Origin of the sequence: Ruficoccus amylovorans (assembly GCF_014230085.1) — a bacterium.
Lineage (GTDB): Bacteria > Verrucomicrobiota > Verrucomicrobiia > Opitutales > Cerasicoccaceae > Ruficoccus > Ruficoccus amylovorans.
Window position 1 is genome coordinate 121874 of sequence record NZ_JACHVB010000035.1, and the last position, 15156, is coordinate 137029.

The window sequence follows — 15156 nt, forward strand, 5'->3', positions numbered from 1 at the left end:
CGCACGCTCGCTCAGGATGGAAACTTCAGGGATCAACTCAGCGATCTTTGGCCTATGAGTCCGGCATCACTCGAGGAAGATCAGGCGCTTGAAATCGCCGCACCCAGCGTGAGCTCCGCCTGTGGCGGAAAATATTTCCGTCACAGCCTGTCCGGGCGGCATATATAGGTTTTTTTTGTTTTGTTTTTTGTTTTCAAAGCACTGGAGATGAGCTGCTTATGGATGGTGTAGCGTTTCTGGCATCTGCACTGCTATGCAGCCAGCATGATCGAGTCCTTGTTTAGCGGAAGTAATTACCAGACGGCCAAGGCGATGCTGGATGTCACAGAGTTTCGGCACCGGATCATGGCCGGAAACCTTGCCAATGTCGATACGCCGGGATTCCAGCGCCGGGATGTTGACAGCGACTTTCTGGCCAAGCTGAAGACGCAGATCCGCACCGGTAATAGGTCTGAGTCCCTGATCCCGGAATCCATCCCCGTCAGCGCGGAACGTGGGCTGGCGCCCACACGGCCCGACGGTAACACCGTTAGCCTTGACCGTGAACTGATGCTGATTCGTGAGAATGCGCTGGAATACGCCGCGATGGGGCAATTCGTCAGTGGCTCCCTGCAGCGCCTGAAGACCGCTATCTCCGGAAAAATTTAACCCTCAACACCCCTGACCCATGAACCTCATCCCCGGCAGTTCCGCCACCGCCAGCGCCCTCCAGGCGCACACCGTGCGGCTGGAAACGATCGCTCAGAATATCGCCAACGCCGACACAACCCGCGGCCCCGACGGCAAACCCTATCAACGCCAGATGGTTTCATTCGAGTCCGAACTCGACGCCTTTGGCCAGACCTGTGTGAAAATCGCCGGGGTCGAGTCGGACCGGAGCCCGGGCACTCTGGTGAGCAATCCCGGCCACCCTCACGCCGATGAGAACGGCATGGTGCAGATGCCCAACGTGCACCCCTCCATTGAGATGGTCGATATGATCGCTGCCTCGCGGGCTTACGAGGCCAATCTTTCCGTGGCCAAAACTGCCCATCAAATGGCGCTCAAAACCCTGGAGATCGGTCGAGCCTGAACGCTCGGACCGCCAATTTACTAACCCCGCTTCCCGATGGCTCTGTCCCCCGTATCTTTCAACTCGCAAATCACCCAGAGCTACGACCCGGGAAAGCTCCTGGCCCGGTTGCGCCAGCAGAATAGCGGCACCGCCGCCGAGGCGGGCCAGCCCTTCGCCGAGAGCCTCCAGCGCACGACTGCCGCCGCCGAGTCGGCGCGAGCGGAGCCGACGGGGGAGAGCGGAATACTGACCCGCATCGGTGATTTCGTCCGGGAGGTGGACCACAAGGACAAGGTCAGTGCCGAGCTGCGTCAGCAGGTTATCGCCGGAGACGCCACCAGCCTGCATCAGGCCGTGATCGCCGCCCAGGAGGCCAACGTCAGCTTTTCCCTCATGGTGGAAATGCGCAACAAGGTCCTCGAGACCTATCAGGAACTCATGCGTCTGCAAGTTTAACACCGACTTCCCGACATGACCAAACAAAATGAAATTCTGAATTTATGGCGAGAGCTGGAGCAGGGGCAGAAGCTGACCCTTATTCTGGCCCTGGTGGTCGTCCTGACGGGAGCCGGATTATTACTGTGGTGGTCTCAGCGCCCTCAGATGCGCCTGTTGTATAATTCGCTTTCGGAGAAAGACGCCGCCGGCATTGTCGAGTACCTGGAAGGGCGTGGGACGCCCTATGAGATCCGCTCGGGGGGCCACGCTATCTATGTTCCGGCGGATCAGGTTTACCCGGCGCGGATGGGCATCGCGTCGGAGGGACTGGTCAGCGGTGGTCAGGTTGGGTTCGAGCTTTTCGATAATTCTTCGTTCGGAGCCAGCGACTTTATCCAGCGCACGAACTATGTACGTGCGATTCAGGGCGAGCTGGCGCGGACGATCATGCAGCTCAGCGGCGTCCGCCAGGCCCGGGTCATGGTCGTCATGCCCGACAACCGCATGCTTCTGCGCAATAAGGATGTCCAGACGACGGCTTCGGTCTTTGTCGAGGTGGGGGGGCAGTCGCTCAGTCCGTCGGCTATTCAGGCCATCCAGGCTCTGGTCGCCAGTTCGGTGGAGGGTCTCTCCCGCGAAAACGTGGCCGTCGTGGACAACCACGGTCAGATGCTTTCCCGACGCGAGGACGAGAGCGGGCCGCTCACGGCCTCGGCGCGGGCGGTGGAGTACCGCCGGATGCTGGAGGATTATTTTTCCAAGAAGGTCGAATCCATGCTGGAAGCGGTTCTCGGAGAAGACCGGGTGGTCGTGCGGGTCTCCGCCGACGTGGACGCCGAGGCTGTCTCGCGGCAGGAAGAAAGCTTTGATCCCGATGGGACGGTCGTGCGCTCACAAACCACGGAGGAGGCGACGGACGAGAGCGTTGATCCGGCCAAGAGCGTGCAGGCGGTGTCGATGGAGGCCGGGCAGGCAAGCACGACAGCGCCGGGCGTCTCCGGCAGTTCGCGCCAGGAGACAATTACGAAGCAGCAGCAGTACGAGGTCGGCCGCACCGTGACCAGTATCACCCGCCCGGCGGGCTCGATACGGCGCCTCACGGTGTCCGTTCTGGTTGAGCCCCGGATGGAAGCGGGTGCGGATGGTGTCGCCGCCCCCCGCGCGCGCACCCCAGAGGAGATTGACCGCCTGCGTCAGGTCGTGGCGGACGCCCTCGGCATCAAGCTGGACAGTCCGGAAGCGGGATCGGTCACCGTGCAGGAGGTTTCGTTCGTCTCGGAGGAGCCCCCGCCGGAGCCCGGCTGGCTGGATTACTTCAGCTTATCCGGCCTGCTCTCTTTCGGTCGCGAACTCAGTGGTACCATCCTGGCCATCGTCCTGTTTCTGGTTTTTCTGCGGCTGCTCAAGCGCATGCGCCATGAGCCCAACCCTTGGGCTGAGTTTCAGCGCTCCCAGGACGCCCCGAATATCCCGGAGGGTTACCAGAACCAGACGGTTACGCCCGAACTGCTCAACGAAATGATTAAGCAGAAACCCGCCAACGCCAGCGCCATGCTGCGTAACTGGCTCGAAAATCAAAGCAAGACCCCCAACGGCAATGGATCGTGACAGTTACGACTCAATCCCGAAGATCAAGCGGCTGGCCATCTTTTTACTGATGATCGAGCCGGAGACGGCGGCGATGCTCCTACGGGATTTCGACGAGCAGGAACTCGAAGCGATCAGTCGTGAAATGGTGGCGCTGGACCTGGTCCACGAGGATCTTCAACAGGCCGTTTCGGATGAGTTCGCCTCACTGCTGGTGGAGGGCATCACTTCTGTGCGTGGTGGCTACGAGGCCGCCTTGCGCACGCTGGAGCAGGCCAAAGGTCCGTACCTGGCCCGTAACCTGGTCGGCAAGATGGAGCCCGCCCGCGACTCCCAGGACATTATCCAGGAGATCACAGAGATGGAGGCCCGCCAGATCGCGAACCTGATCAAGGCCGAGCAGCCGCAGACGATCGCTTTCCTGCTCGGGGCGATGGATGTCCATAAGGCCGCCGAGATTCTGCAACTGCTGAGTGTGTCGGTCCGGGGGGAGGTCGTTCGCCGGATGGGTTCCCTGGAACCCACGCCCGAGGCCATCCTCAACAAGGTCGTCAAGAACCTCTCACGCCACCTCGACTCCCGCGGACAGCAGCCGATCACGCATTTCGGCGGGGCCGCGCGCGTGGCCAAGGTGCTGAACCTGGTGGACAAGACCACCAGCAAGAACGTACTGGCGGAACTGGAGGAAAGCGATCCCAAGCTCGGCGCCCTCGTCCGTCAGAAGATGTTCTCCTTTAACGACCTGGTTAACGTCAACGTTGTGGACATGCAGCGCATCCTGCGCGAGATCGATTCGCAGACGTTGGTACTCGCCATGAAACCGGCTTCGGCGACGCTGAAGGAAAAGATTTTCTCCGCCCTCTCGAAACGTGCCGGCGACTCGCTGCGCGAGGAGCTGGATTTCCTCGGAGCAGTTCGCCTGAAGGAAGTCGAGGCCGCGCAGGATGTGGTTATCCAGGCCGTACGCCGGCTGGAGGAAGAGGGAGAGATCAACCTCGGAGTTGGGGAGGCCACTACCTATGTCTAGGACGCTTGATTTCAGGCTTCCGCTGCGCGGTGCCTGGCTGGCTGCGGCACCGCAGGACCAGTCCGATTGCCCGACGACCAACGAGGTCTCAACTGCGGAGGTCGAGGCGCAGCTGCGTCTGGAGACCGCCGTTAAGCAGGCCCGGGAGGAGGAGCGCCGCCAGGTCGAGGCCGAGTTGGCGAACGAGCGCGAGGCGCTGAACGCCCTGCGCGAGGGGCTATTGGCCCGGCTGTCTGAAGTCGAGGCCGACTTGGCCGGCCAGGTCGAAGCGGTTTTGCCTGAGCTGATTATCGAAGGGGTGGGGCGGGTGTTGAAGGCCTGGCAGCCAGACGCCGACACCGTTCGCAAACTCGTGGTTGAGATTCTGGCTGAGCACGCAGAGAGCCACCAGGCTGCCCGGCTGTGGATATCCGTGCGCGATCTCGATCTGCTCGAAGCCGCCGACGCTTCGCTGCGCAAGTCCTATCCGAATCTGACCCTCCTCGCCGACGCCGAACTGCGTTCTGGTGAATTTGTGCTGGAAAGCCGCTTTGGCCAGACCGACGGGCGCTTCGAGACGAAAGTGGAGAACCTGCGCAAAGTCCTTGTATGATTCCTTCCCCGACAGTTTTGAACTTTGACCGTCTGCGGCATCGGCTGCGCCAAGCCGAGACGGTCGCCCATGCGGGCGCGGTCAGCGAGGTGCGCGGGCTTATCATCGAGGCGCACGGTCCGCAGGCTTCGCTGGGCGGACTTTGCCACCTCCTCAGTGACACAGGAGAGGAGCCGGTGTTGGCCGAGGTCGTCGGTTTCCGCGAAAATCGCATGCTCCTCATGCCGCTGGGCGAGTTGCGGTCCATCGGGCCGGGCTGCAAGGTCGTGCCGGCTCCGCATGCTGAAGCTGTGCCCGTGGGCAAGAGTGTGCTCGGGCGCGTCATCGACGGCATGGGCCGCGCTCTCGACGCAGGGCCTCCGCTTGATTACGACTACAGCCTGCCCCTGCGCCGGCCCCCGCCGGATCCGCTTTCGCGCCGACCGATCGAGCGTGTGTTCGCAACGGGTGTGCGGGCGCTGGACTGCTTTACACCCGTCGGTGTGGGCCAGCGGCTGGGACTTTTTGCCGGCAGCGGCGTTGGTAAATCCACCCTTTTGGGCATGCTGATGCAGAGCGGCGCGGCCGACGTGAATGTCGTCGCGCTGATCGGCGAACGCGGACGCGAGGTGCGGGAGTTTATCGAGCACTGTCTCACGCCCGAGGCTCGGGCGCGTTCCGTTATTGTGGTCTCGACGTCGGATCAGCCCGCGATGGTGCGGCTGCGTGCCGCCTACCTGGCCACCGGCATTGCCGAGTGGTTCCGGGACCGCGGCTCGAACGTGCTTTTCCTGATGGACTCGGTCACGCGCTTCGCCATGGCTCAGCGCGAGATTGGCCTGTCGGTGGGCGAGGCTCCGGCCACCCGCGGCTATCCACCGTCGGTCTTCTCTTTGTTGCCACGATTATTAGAGCGCACCGGCAATGCGGCCGAGGGCACCATCACCGCTTTTTACACCGTACTGGTGGATGGCGACGATATGAACGAACCCATTGCCGACGCCGTCCGCGGGATTCTCGACGGCCATGTGGTGCTCTCCCGTGCGATTGCCAGCGCCAACCGTTATCCGGCGGTCGATGTGCTCGAAAGCGTGAGCCGCCTGACCACCCGGGTCTGCTCGGAAAAGGAGCTAACGCTTATGGCCCGGGCTCGTAATCTTTTGTCTCTGTACCGCAGCCACGAGGACCTGATCAACATCGGGGCCTATGTGGCGGGCAGCAACCCCCGCGTCGATGAAGCCATCGCCAAACGCGAGGCGCTGGAGGAGTTCCTCCGGCAAGCCGTCCATGAAAAAGGCGACCGTATGGAAGCCTTCAAGAAGATGGCGGAGGTGTTGGCATGAAAGGCTACCGCTTCAGTCTTGAGTCTGTGTTAAGGGTCCGGCGTTTCGAGAAGATGCTTCAGGCCCAGAAGCTGGCGGAGGCTTCCTGCGCCACGCTTGCGGCCTGCCGGACATTCGAGACCCTCCGGGACCAGCTTGAGCAGGACGACAAGCTGGCCGCGAGGGCGGCCTCGGCGGCGGACGCCCTCCGTCATCGCCAGGCGTTGGTGGTGCTGCGTGAGCGGGGCGAGCGGGCGCGCGCCGGGCTGGAAGAAGCCCATGAGACCGAGAAAAAAGCCCGCGAAGCAGTCAAGGAAGCGTGGCGCCGGGAGAAATCACTGGAAAAGCTCCAGGCGCGCGAGCACGTCCTTTTTCTGAGCAACCAGGAGGCGGTGGACCGGCTGGCGGCCGATGATTTTGTCAACGCCCTGTATTATCGGGCAAACGCGGAGGATAAACAATGATGCTGCTCCGATATTGGCCCATTTTACTATTGGCCACCTTCATGAGCATTGCCGGGTCAGCCGGTCTGCTCTGGTTACGTCGCGAGGCCTGGATGCCCCCGGTGCCCGTTCCCGGTACGACAGATCCGACCGCCCTGCCGAAGGAACCGCTGCCGGGTATGTCCATGGCTTTTACCGAATGGGACTTCCATGTCTCCGAGGTCGAGGCACTCCGGAAAAAGATGGAGGAGGAGCGAGCCGCCTTGGAAACTGAGCGAACCCGGCTCGCCCAGGAAGCTGCCCGTATTCGCGCCGAAAAAGAAGACCTTGAACGCATCCGTCAGGACATCAGCCAACTCCAGGACGACATCGGCAAACACCTCGTCGTGATCGAAGCCGGAGAAAAAGACAACCTGAAGAAGCTTGCCCAGGTATATGCCGGCATGAAAGCGAGCGAGGCCGAACAGATTATCAGTCGGCTGGAGATTCCTGTTGCCGTCAAGATCATCGCCCTCATGCCCGAGGATGTCTCCTCACGCATTCTCGGCGTCATGGTGACCGGGGGCGAAGCATCCACCCAACGCGCGGCGGAAATCAGCGACGAAATCCGGAGGCTGAAGCCATGAACCCCCTTAATTCCACAGGCCCGGTGCCTGATCGCCCCGGCCCCGCCGGTGGCAACCCTGGCCGCGCCCCCGACAAGGACGCCCCGGCGGACGACTTCGAGCATTTCCTTAACCAGGAAAAGCGAGACCGGAAACAGCCGGAAATTTTTGCCGATGGATGTGCGTCTTGGCTGACCAACATTCAGGTTGGTTTCTTAAAATGCTTGGGGTCAGGTGGTTATGGATATGTCATGGCCGGTGCTAAGTATCCAGCCATGCCTCCAGACGAACAATTTTTCCAGCCCGGCACCCCGGAAATGGCTTCCGCCGCGTCACGCCGCGATGCTGATACTCCGGTCCGTGGCAGCCAGGATGAAGGAGCCTCCAGTGCGACAGGTTCCAAGTCGCCGGGGGGCAAAAAAATGCAGGCCCCGGCAGACTCATCAGCCGCCCCCCGTTCGACTCCTGCCGTCCGGTCAGATGAACCCGCACAGAACGTTTCGGGGGGAGCGGCTCGCGCCTCGACCGGGGTAAATATTTCCCCTGCCTGGTCCATCCGGCAACCCTCGCCGAAAGCTGTCACCAGCGGCAGCTTGTCCCCGCGTAACGCCGCCGCCCGGATTTCTGCCAGCCAGTCGTCTTCACTGAAAAACTCCGGCTCGTCACCGACGGCCACGACCTCGGCCTCGATGCTCCAAGCCCGGAGCGTTGATTCCGCTGGGGCCGAGACAGCCGCAGCGGTGGAGCCTTTGCGGGCTGTTGTCTCGCCCGCCGAGGGCAGGGCGGGTCGCCCGGTGACTGACGCTTCGTCCCTCCTTCGGCAGCAGATGGTGATCGCGCCCTTGCTCGATCATGCGGACCGGTTGCGCAAGCTCGGCCAAAACCGCGCCGAGCTGGACCTCTCCTCCCTCGACGGGGGCCAGGGCCGCGTGACGCTTACCCTGCGGCGCAATGTCCTGCACGCGGTATTTTCCGAGACCTCGCCCGCGCTCGAGTCCGCCTTCCGTCGCGGGTGGCAGGAACTCGAAGACAAACTTTCAACCTCTGGACTCTCCGTCCGCTCACCCGTGTTCCATTAATTTTAACTCCTACCCCTACCATGATCGACGCAACGACCTCCTCCTCAGCCGCCGGGGCTTCCTCCGCCCAGGCCGCTTCGACCGGCAACGCTTTTCAGATCGAAGATTTCTTTAAATTACTCACCGCGCAGCTCACCGCGCAAGACCCGCTCAGGCCGATGGAGGACACCGAATTCATCAGCCAGATGGCGAACTTCAGCAGCCTCTCGCAGATGGAAGCGGTCTCGGACAACCTTCAGGCTCTCCGCAGTCAGCAGGACGGACTCGCCGTCCAGAGTCTGATCGGTCGCGACGTTACCGCCCTGACGGCGGGTGGCGCCTATATCCAGGGCGTCGTGGACCACGTGGAGTGGGTGGACGGCGAGCCGCGCCCGTTCATCGGCGACATTTCATTCTCCTACGCCGAACTCGTCGCGGTGGGAAATGCCCCCGTGCAATCAGAAGCTTAACCCCGCAAACATCATGGGATTGACAGACAATTTATACATCGGCGCCAGCGCCATGCAGTCCTTCACCAACGGGATGCAGGCCATCGGCAACAACATCTCCAACTCCAAGACGATCGGCTATAAAAAGCAGGACGTGCACTACAGCGACTCCTTCGGGGAAGCCCTGCGCGACGCCACTGTGAACGGAAACGGCACCGCCCACGGCGGCATCCAGATCGGCGACGGGGTCAAGGTCACCGCCTCCCGGCAGTTCTTTAAACAAGGCCCGATCGACTATACGGGCGTCTCCTCGGATCTCGCCATCGCCGGTGACGGTTTCTTTCGGCTGCTGGACGAGACGAACAACGTGCAGTACCTGACCCGGGACGGCTCGTTCCGGGTCGATCCGGAGGGCTACCTGGTGTCGCAGAGCGGGGGCTATCTCCTTGGGTTGACGGGGGGCACGCCGCTGTCCGATCCCGCGCAGTTGGACCGCATGCGGGTCAGCTACACCGATCAGGTTAAAGTTAACGCGAACGGCCAACCCATCGACGGCTCCAACCGCCTCGTTCTGGCGGATGGCTCGCGGGCGCTGGCCAGTCCGTCATCGGCCACCGGCTACTTCCGCTCGGATGCGGACGGTCACCTGCTCGACACCACAGGGACATTCGCCCCGAGTGACGCAGTGGTGCTGCGCCCGGTTTCGGGTAACGATTTGCGGGCCGTTTACCACGAACTCGACGGAACCAGCTACCTGGTAAACCTGGCCGGCAATCTCGTCGATGCCAACGGGGCCGAACTCGATGCGGACTCCGCGACGGCGGGTGCGCAGGCTCTTGCCTTCGACCCCACGGTCTCACTCGCGGGGCAGGGAGTGGGCTGGTCTTCGTTCGACCTTCCGGCCGCCGTCGCCACGGATGCCGTGGCCTCCGCCGCCACCTGGAACCCGGCGAACCCCCTCGCAGGGCAGGCCGCCGCCCTGCCGGACCCGACCGACACGAACCAGGTGGTCCTCTCGTTGGACTCCTGGAACTTCACCCGGGATGGTTCGCTGATCATGAACCTGAGCGACGGGACCAGCTTCAAGAGCGGGCAAGTCCTGCTGCAACAGGTACAGGCGCCCGAGATGCTTCAGACTCTCGGGGACAACCAGTTCGGTGCGATCGCTCAGGCGGGCGCGCTGGGCATGACCGACTGGGCAGTCGGATCGTCGGTCAGCGCCGATCAGTTGCGCGACCATCTGCCCGACACCGGCGGCAACGCCGTGATCAAGGCCCAATCGCTCGAACAATCCAATACGGACCTGACGCGTGAGTTCGTCAACATGATCACCACCCAGCGGGCCTTTCAGGCCGGGTCTCGGATCATCTCCGTCATCGACGAAATGATGCAGGAAACGGTGAACCTCAAACGATAAGTCATGGCAGAAGACACAGAAAATCCGCCCCCCGCGCCCGCTAAGGCACCGATCCCCTGGCTACCTCTTGGACTGGTGCTCTTGATTATCCCCGTCATCACACTGCTGCTGACCGAGTTCTTCGTCATTCCGCGGCTCAAGTCCAGCCTCGTCGCCGAGGTCAGGCCCGCTTCGGCGGAAGCCCCCGAGCCTCCGGCTGCGGAGGAGGAAAGCAGCGACGCTCATGCCGCCAAAACCGAATCTGCCGAAACCGGTGATCACTCCACAGGTAAAAACAAAGGCGGAACAGTGACATTTGAGGAGATGATCTCGAACCTGTCGGGAACGATGGGCACGCGTTTCATCAAGGTCAGCTTCGAGATCAGCAGCAGCGATCAACGGCTGAGCGAACTGGTCGCCGCGCACCGTCCGCGTGTGCAGGACGCCATCATTACCACGCTCTCCAGCCACACGATTCAGCAGATCGAGGCGGTCGGCGGACGCGACGGCCTCCGGCTGGCCCTCATGGGCGCTATCAACGAAGCTCTGGGCGAACAGGTTGCCGACCATCTCTATTTTACCGAATTCATCATTCAATAACCGTAGTTGTGGACAACGACGACAAATTCAACCTCGACGATCCCGGCGAGATTCTGAGCCAGGACGACATCGATTCCCTGCTGCTCCAGCGTTTCAGTCCGGAGGCGGTGGAGGCCGGGCGTTCGACGCGCATTATCGGCAAGAGCACGCCCGCCTCGACGGTGGAGGTCTACGACTTCCGGCAGCCCACCTTTATGGGCGAGACGGAAATGCGCCGCCTGCGGTTGATGCACGAGGACTTCATCCGGTTTCTGGAGGCCCGCCTGTCGCTGTTTCTGCGCAAGGACTTCAGCCTGAAAATGCTCAAGCTCGAAACCCTCAGCTACACCCGCGCGCTGGACACGATTGAGAGCCCGGCGCACCTCGCGCTCTTTCGCGCCAATCCGCTGCCGGGGATCGGTTTTCTGGAGATCAGCCCGCGGCTGGCCCTGACGGTCGCCAGCAGCATCCTCGGCGGCAAGGGCCAGGCACCCAACGAGGCCCGATTCCTGACCAAGATCGAGATCGATCTGATCGAGGAGTTTCTCTTTATCTTCCTGCAGGAGTGGTGCTCGCAGTGGAAGTTTAAGCAGCATCTGGAACCGCAGATCACAGGCCACGAGGTGGTCGCCTCGGTGCTTCAGATTTGCGAGCCCGACACGGTGCTCTTCCTGCTGGTCATGGAGGCGGAGGTGCGCGGCTGCTCCGGCCAGATCCAGGTCGGCGTCCCCCTCTACATGATCGAGCCGATGGTTCGGCACCTCAAGGAGGAGCGCCGCCGGGAGGAGAACTTCGACACCGGGGAAAAAGTCATCACCTGGCGCCGCGGGTACAGCAATCTTCCCGTTACCGTGAAGGCGTCCTTCGAGGTGGGTAAAATGCCGGCCCGTAACTGCGCCCGGTGGCAGCCCGGCACTTTTATCCCGCTGGACGCGAAGGCCTTGAAAGATGTCACGCTATGGCTCTCGAATGTCGCGCTCTTCCAGGGGGAAGCCGGTGTCCAGGACGGAGCGGTAGCAGTAGCTTTAAAAGATACGATTAAGGAGACGAGCCATGTCCGATGAAGCATCAGTTGGAGCGCCCGGAAGCGCTGAAGATAAAAATTGGGGCATCATTATGGATGTTCAGGTGGAAGTCACCGCGCTGCTGGGTACATGCAAGGTCGCCATGCGAGACGTGCTGGAGCTTAAGCCGGGCACCATCCTGAAACTGGAGCAACGGGCCACGGACCCCATCGTCATTTGTCTGAACGGGCGGGCGGTCGCCCACGGCGAGGTCGTCGTCGTGGATGAGTGCTTCGGAATCAAAATCACCAAACTGTGCGAATGATGCAATCCGGCGAATATACACTGGTGTCACTCGCTCAACTACTGGGGGAGGGAGGCGCGAAAGAGGCGGCGCCGCTGTTCCCTTCCGCATCGCTGGGGTTGCCGTTCATGTTCCTGGGGCTGATTCTTATCGGTGCGCTGGCTATCTGGCTCTTCAAGCGCCGCGGCAGCATGCTTACACGCCCGGGGCAGCTCAAGCTGCTGGAGAGTCGCAGCCTGGGCGGGCGGCAGTTCATCGTGGTTGCTGCCTACGGCAACGAGCGCTTCCTGCTGGGCGTGTGTCCCGGACGTATCGATTATCTGGGGACACTGCAATCACCGGAGGACGTCGAGCCATCCGAAACAATACCGCCCACCGGGCGGCTCTATGGGGAGGAACATCGGTGAACCGCTGGCGGTACATCCTCGGGATGGTTATTCTGGTTTGTCTGATTGGCTTGCCCGGCACGCTTCAGGCCCAGACCCAGGCAGCGACTGACCCCGGTGGGCTGAACCTGAGCCTGCGCCTGGGAGACGAAGCCGGCGACCTCGATATCGGCGTGGCCATTCAGATCGTGATCGTGATGACGCTTCTGGCGGTGGCACCGGCCCTGGTCATGCTGACGACGAGCTTTCTGCGGATCATCATCGTACTGGGCTTCCTGCGCAACGCGCTCGGCCTCCAGTCCACCCCGCCGAACCAGGTCCTGGTCGGGATCGCGGTCTTTCTGTCGTTTTTCCTCATGATGCCGATTGCCGAGAAGATCAACCAGACGGCGCTCATTCCCCTGGAAAATAAAGCAATCAGCTCGACGGAGGCCCTGGAGCTGGCCAAGGAGCCACTGCGCGAGTTCATGCTCAAGCAGGCTTCCGCCGATGATCTTGAATACTTCATGCAACTGGCGAGCATGCCCCCGACCATGGCCGAAGATCTCCCCATGCGGGTGGTGATTCCAGCCTTCGTGGTGGGAGAGCTGCGGAGGGCCTTCCAGATGGGCTTCCTGATTTTCCTGCCGTTCCTGGTCGTCGATTTCGTCGTGGCCACGGTGCTGATGGCCATGGGCATGATGATGATGCCCCCGGTCATCGTCTCCTTGCCGTTTAAAATCCTTCTCTTCGTCCTGGCTGACGGATGGTTCCTCGTCCTGAGCAGTCTGGCTTCCAGTTTTTAATCCTATGGGCATCGAAGCAGCAGTCGAACTCCTTCAGGCGACCTTCTACACCGCGCTGGTCATGGTCGCGCCACTGTTGTTCACGGCGATGGCGGTGGGGCTGCTGATCAGCGTCGTGCAGGCGGCCACCAGCCTGCAGGAGCAGACACTCTCCTTCGTCCCCAAGCTGCTGGCGGTGGTGGGCGTCATGCTGTTTACCGCCTACTGGACGATCGAGAAGATTTTAGCGTTCACCCAGGCGATGTTCGATCGCGTTGCCGCCGGAGGATTTTGAAAATGGGCGACGTCAACGGAATGATCCTGGTCGGCGGCGCGGTCTTCTTGCGGGCCGGTGCGTTCTTCGCCTTCGTGCCGTTCACGGGGCGTCCGGTCCCGGTATTCGTGCGCGTGGCCCTCGCGCTGTTCATGGCCATCGTGGCGCTGACGACCCTGCCGCGGATGTCGGTTCCTGAGGGGCCGTTGTTGTCGCTGCTCCCGCTCGTGCTGGTGGAGGCCCTTATCGGTCTGGCCATGGCCTTCGCGGTTCAGAAAATTTTCATCATCTGTCAGATCGCCGGCATCATGATCGCGCAGGAGATCGGGCTGATGCAGGGGGGCGTTTTTAATCCCTTGCTGGGCCAGCAGGAGAGTTTGGTGGGCTCCGGCATGAACCTGCTGGCGATCGTCCTGCTTTTCTCACTTGGACTGCACCGGGAGGTTATCTCGGCTTTTCTTGAGTCGCTGCGGCTGCTGCCTCCCATGAATATCCTCGGTTCGGGTGCCGCCGAAGAGGTGCTCAAAACGCTCAGTCGCTTGTTCTTATCAGCGGTGCAGATGGCCGCTCCCTTTATCGCGATGAACTTCATTGTCGTCCTGGCCTTTGGTGTGCTCGGTCGCGCGGCGCCCGCCATCAATGTCCTCTTTGTCAGTTTTCCGGTGCGTCTGCTGGTCGGACTATTGCTGCTGGCCGCACTGACGCCTTTCCTGGGGCGGCAAATCCTCATGCACTTGCAAAACGTGCCCGGTGATATGATCCGGCTGATCAACGTCGAGCACAACGGGAGGGCTGAGTAATGGCTGGTGACGAAGACAAGTCCTCAAAAACCGAAGAGCCGACCTACAAGCGGCTGCGGGACGCCCACGAAAAGGGAAACTTCGCCCGGGCCGAGGAGATCGGAGTGGTGCTGGGGTTAGCGGCAGCGTTCGCCGTGCTCGTTCTGTACGGTAAGGATGCGGCGATCTCGATACGCCGGATGGCCGTCTGGATGTTCAGTCACTGCGGAGAGATCGAGATCACGCCGAGTCTCGTCGTCGATCAGGCTTGGGCGGGGCTAGGTTACATGGGCGGGCTGCTGGCACCGCTGTTGGGGGCGGCTTTGGTTGCCGCGCTGCTGGCAGGCGGATTGCAGAGTGGCTTTCGCCCGACCCCGAAGGCGTTCGGGGTGAAGTTCGAAAAGCTCCACCCCGTCAACGGCCTCAAGCAGAAGTACTCGGGGCAGGCGCTGGCGAATTTCGCTTTCAATCTGCTCAAGTTGTTCGTGGTCGCCGGGGTCGTTTACGAGGGCTTTGAGCGCCTCTCCCACGATCCAATTTTCTTCACCGTAGTCGAGCCCGAGCGGATTCCGCAGTTTATGCTTTCTTCGACGCTTACGATGTTGGCGTTCCTGATCTTCGGCCTGGGGGCTATCGGCGGACTGCATTTCCTCTTTCAGAAGCACCGCACGCGGCAGAGCCTGCGGATGAGCAAGCAGGAGATCAAGGACGAGCACCGGCAGCAGGAGGGCGACCCGCATATGAAGCAGATGCGGCGACAAATGGCGCGGCGGTTCGCCCAGCGTCAGATGATGACGGAAGTCCCCGGCGCCGACGTGGTCATCGTCAACCCGACCCACTATGCAGTGGCCCTGCGCTATGACCGTCAGCGGCACGCCGCCCCCATCGTGTTGGCCAAGGGCATGAACCTGGTGGCGGGGCGTATCCGCGAGATAGCCGGGCAGCACGCCGTCCCTATCATCGAAAACAAACCCGTCGCCCGGGCGCTCTTCAAGGTCGGAGAGCCGGGGCGGGAGATCCCTCCCGCGCTTTACCAGGCCGTGGCGGAAATTTTGTCCCTGGTTTACCGGCTTAAGCGCCGGGGCCTGGTCAGAGGAAGGATGGAGAACGTCTGAC

General features: G+C 61.8%; 20 protein-coding genes. All 20 read left to right on the forward strand.

Annotation, left to right across the window (positions count from 1 at the left end):
* The first annotated feature begins 264 nt into the window (after positions 1 to 264).
* The 20 genes from flgB (at position 265) to H5P28_RS12210 (ending at position 15155) form a co-directional block, all read left to right on the forward strand.
* A complete protein-coding gene (gene flgB / locus H5P28_RS12115) occupies positions 265 to 648 on the forward strand; it encodes a flagellar basal body rod protein FlgB (RefSeq protein WP_185675969.1) in 384 nt (127 codons plus the stop codon).
* A gap of 19 nt (positions 649 to 667) precedes the next feature.
* Positions 668 to 1072, forward strand: a complete 405-nt coding sequence (gene flgC, locus H5P28_RS12120) for a flagellar basal body rod protein FlgC (protein WP_185675970.1) — start codon at positions 668 to 670, stop codon at positions 1070 to 1072.
* A 36-nt stretch (positions 1073 to 1108) separates the two neighbouring features.
* On the forward strand, positions 1109 to 1510 hold the full coding sequence (gene fliE, locus H5P28_RS12125; RefSeq protein WP_185675971.1) for a flagellar hook-basal body complex protein FliE: 402 nt from the start codon (positions 1109 to 1111) through the stop codon (positions 1508 to 1510).
* Between the two features lie 15 nt (positions 1511 to 1525).
* A complete protein-coding gene (fliF, locus tag H5P28_RS12130; RefSeq protein ID WP_185675972.1) occupies positions 1526 to 3100 on the forward strand; it encodes a flagellar basal-body MS-ring/collar protein FliF in 1575 nt (524 codons plus the stop codon).
* The gene (gene fliG, locus H5P28_RS12135; RefSeq protein ID WP_185675973.1) at positions 3090 to 4106 is read left to right on the forward strand and encodes a flagellar motor switch protein FliG; all 1017 of its coding nucleotides are present in this window, start codon (positions 3090 to 3092) and stop codon (positions 4104 to 4106) included. Before fliF ends, fliG begins: the two co-directional genes overlap by 11 nt.
* Positions 4099 to 4698 carry a FliH/SctL family protein gene (locus H5P28_RS12140; protein ID WP_185675974.1) on the forward strand — a complete coding sequence of 200 codons (600 nt, stop codon included), beginning with the start codon at positions 4099 to 4101 and terminating at the stop codon, positions 4696 to 4698. The genes fliG and H5P28_RS12140 overlap by 8 nt, the downstream gene beginning before the upstream one ends.
* Positions 4695 to 6020: a FliI/YscN family ATPase gene (locus tag H5P28_RS12145; protein WP_185675975.1), complete on the forward strand. Its 1326-nt coding sequence runs from the start codon at positions 4695 to 4697 to the stop codon at positions 6018 to 6020. The genes H5P28_RS12140 and H5P28_RS12145 overlap by 4 nt, the downstream gene beginning before the upstream one ends.
* Positions 6017 to 6463, forward strand: a complete 447-nt coding sequence (locus H5P28_RS12150; RefSeq protein WP_185675976.1) for a hypothetical protein — start codon at positions 6017 to 6019, stop codon at positions 6461 to 6463. The genes H5P28_RS12145 and H5P28_RS12150 overlap by 4 nt, the downstream gene beginning before the upstream one ends.
* A gap of 41 nt (positions 6464 to 6504) precedes the next feature.
* Entirely contained in the window at positions 6505 to 7068 is a 564-nt protein-coding gene (locus tag H5P28_RS12155; protein WP_185675977.1) for a MotE family protein, read from the forward strand.
* The gene (locus tag H5P28_RS12160) at positions 7065 to 8126 is read left to right on the forward strand and encodes a hypothetical protein (protein ID WP_185675978.1); all 1062 of its coding nucleotides are present in this window, start codon (positions 7065 to 7067) and stop codon (positions 8124 to 8126) included. The genes H5P28_RS12155 and H5P28_RS12160 overlap by 4 nt, the downstream gene beginning before the upstream one ends.
* A 20-nt stretch (positions 8127 to 8146) precedes the next feature.
* Positions 8147 to 8575 carry a flagellar hook capping FlgD N-terminal domain-containing protein gene (locus tag H5P28_RS12165; protein WP_185675979.1) on the forward strand — a complete coding sequence of 143 codons (429 nt, stop codon included), beginning with the start codon at positions 8147 to 8149 and terminating at the stop codon, positions 8573 to 8575.
* Positions 8576 to 8588: 13 nt separating this feature from the next.
* On the forward strand, positions 8589 to 9971 hold the full coding sequence (locus tag H5P28_RS12170) for a flagellar hook-basal body complex protein (RefSeq protein ID WP_185675980.1): 1383 nt from the start codon (positions 8589 to 8591) through the stop codon (positions 9969 to 9971).
* Between the two features lie 3 nt (positions 9972 to 9974).
* The gene (locus tag H5P28_RS12175) at positions 9975 to 10550 is read left to right on the forward strand and encodes a flagellar basal body-associated FliL family protein (protein WP_185675981.1); all 576 of its coding nucleotides are present in this window, start codon (positions 9975 to 9977) and stop codon (positions 10548 to 10550) included.
* A gap of 8 nt (positions 10551 to 10558) precedes the next feature.
* Complete coding sequence (locus tag H5P28_RS12180) at positions 10559 to 11593, forward strand: FliM/FliN family flagellar motor switch protein (RefSeq protein ID WP_185675982.1); 1035 nt, start codon at positions 10559 to 10561, stop codon at positions 11591 to 11593.
* Positions 11583 to 11858, forward strand: a complete 276-nt coding sequence (locus H5P28_RS12185; RefSeq protein ID WP_185675983.1) for a FliM/FliN family flagellar motor switch protein — start codon at positions 11583 to 11585, stop codon at positions 11856 to 11858. The genes H5P28_RS12180 and H5P28_RS12185 overlap by 11 nt, the downstream gene beginning before the upstream one ends.
* 107 nt (positions 11859 to 11965) lie before the next feature.
* Positions 11966 to 12244: a FliO/MopB family protein gene (locus H5P28_RS12190; RefSeq protein WP_185675984.1), complete on the forward strand. Its 279-nt coding sequence runs from the start codon at positions 11966 to 11968 to the stop codon at positions 12242 to 12244.
* Complete coding sequence (gene fliP, locus H5P28_RS12195) at positions 12241 to 13008, forward strand: flagellar type III secretion system pore protein FliP (protein WP_221773417.1); 768 nt, start codon at positions 12241 to 12243, stop codon at positions 13006 to 13008. The genes H5P28_RS12190 and fliP overlap by 4 nt, the downstream gene beginning before the upstream one ends.
* Positions 13009 to 13012: 4 nt before the next feature.
* Positions 13013 to 13282 (forward strand): flagellar biosynthetic protein FliQ, encoded by a 270-nt coding sequence (locus H5P28_RS12200; protein WP_185675985.1) that lies wholly within the window; start codon positions 13013 to 13015, stop codon positions 13280 to 13282.
* 2 nt (positions 13283 to 13284) lie between these two features.
* The gene (locus H5P28_RS12205) at positions 13285 to 14061 is read left to right on the forward strand and encodes a flagellar biosynthetic protein FliR (protein ID WP_185675986.1); all 777 of its coding nucleotides are present in this window, start codon (positions 13285 to 13287) and stop codon (positions 14059 to 14061) included.
* Positions 14061 to 15155, forward strand: coding sequence for an EscU/YscU/HrcU family type III secretion system export apparatus switch protein (locus H5P28_RS12210; RefSeq protein ID WP_185675987.1), 1095 nt, complete (start codon positions 14061 to 14063; stop codon positions 15153 to 15155). Before H5P28_RS12205 ends, H5P28_RS12210 begins: the two co-directional genes overlap by 1 nt.
* Position 15156: the final 1 nt, after the last annotated feature.

What these genes read in the sequence shown, in the direction of transcription:
- flgB (WP_185675969.1), top strand. Translation starts at nt 265, where the DNA reads ATGATCGAGTCCTTGTTTAGCGGAAGTAATTACCAGACGGCCAAGGCG.
- flgC (WP_185675970.1), top strand. Translation starts at nt 668, where the DNA reads ATGAACCTCATCCCCGGCAGTTCCGCCACCGCCAGCGCCCTCCAGGCG.
- fliE (WP_185675971.1), top strand. Translation starts at nt 1,109, where the DNA reads ATGGCTCTGTCCCCCGTATCTTTCAACTCGCAAATCACCCAGAGCTAC.
- fliF (WP_185675972.1), top strand. Translation starts at nt 1,526, where the DNA reads ATGACCAAACAAAATGAAATTCTGAATTTATGGCGAGAGCTGGAGCAG.
- fliG (WP_185675973.1), top strand. Translation starts at nt 3,090, where the DNA reads ATGGATCGTGACAGTTACGACTCAATCCCGAAGATCAAGCGGCTGGCC.
- H5P28_RS12140 (WP_185675974.1), top strand. Translation starts at nt 4,099, where the DNA reads ATGTCTAGGACGCTTGATTTCAGGCTTCCGCTGCGCGGTGCCTGGCTG.
- H5P28_RS12145 (WP_185675975.1), top strand. Translation starts at nt 4,695, where the DNA reads ATGATTCCTTCCCCGACAGTTTTGAACTTTGACCGTCTGCGGCATCGG.
- H5P28_RS12150 (WP_185675976.1), top strand. Translation starts at nt 6,017, where the DNA reads ATGAAAGGCTACCGCTTCAGTCTTGAGTCTGTGTTAAGGGTCCGGCGT.
- H5P28_RS12155 (WP_185675977.1), top strand. Translation starts at nt 6,505, where the DNA reads ATGAGCATTGCCGGGTCAGCCGGTCTGCTCTGGTTACGTCGCGAGGCC.
- H5P28_RS12160 (WP_185675978.1), top strand. Translation starts at nt 7,065, where the DNA reads ATGAACCCCCTTAATTCCACAGGCCCGGTGCCTGATCGCCCCGGCCCC.
- H5P28_RS12165 (WP_185675979.1), top strand. Translation starts at nt 8,147, where the DNA reads ATGATCGACGCAACGACCTCCTCCTCAGCCGCCGGGGCTTCCTCCGCC.
- H5P28_RS12170 (WP_185675980.1), top strand. Translation starts at nt 8,589, where the DNA reads ATGGGATTGACAGACAATTTATACATCGGCGCCAGCGCCATGCAGTCC.
- H5P28_RS12175 (WP_185675981.1), top strand. Translation starts at nt 9,975, where the DNA reads ATGGCAGAAGACACAGAAAATCCGCCCCCCGCGCCCGCTAAGGCACCG.
- H5P28_RS12185 (WP_185675983.1), top strand. Translation starts at nt 11,583, where the DNA reads ATGTCCGATGAAGCATCAGTTGGAGCGCCCGGAAGCGCTGAAGATAAA.
- H5P28_RS12190 (WP_185675984.1), top strand. Translation starts at nt 11,966, where the DNA reads ATGTTCCTGGGGCTGATTCTTATCGGTGCGCTGGCTATCTGGCTCTTC.
- H5P28_RS12200 (WP_185675985.1), top strand. Translation starts at nt 13,013, where the DNA reads ATGGGCATCGAAGCAGCAGTCGAACTCCTTCAGGCGACCTTCTACACC.
- H5P28_RS12205 (WP_185675986.1), top strand. Translation starts at nt 13,285, where the DNA reads ATGGGCGACGTCAACGGAATGATCCTGGTCGGCGGCGCGGTCTTCTTG.
- H5P28_RS12210 (WP_185675987.1), top strand. Translation starts at nt 14,061, where the DNA reads ATGGCTGGTGACGAAGACAAGTCCTCAAAAACCGAAGAGCCGACCTAC.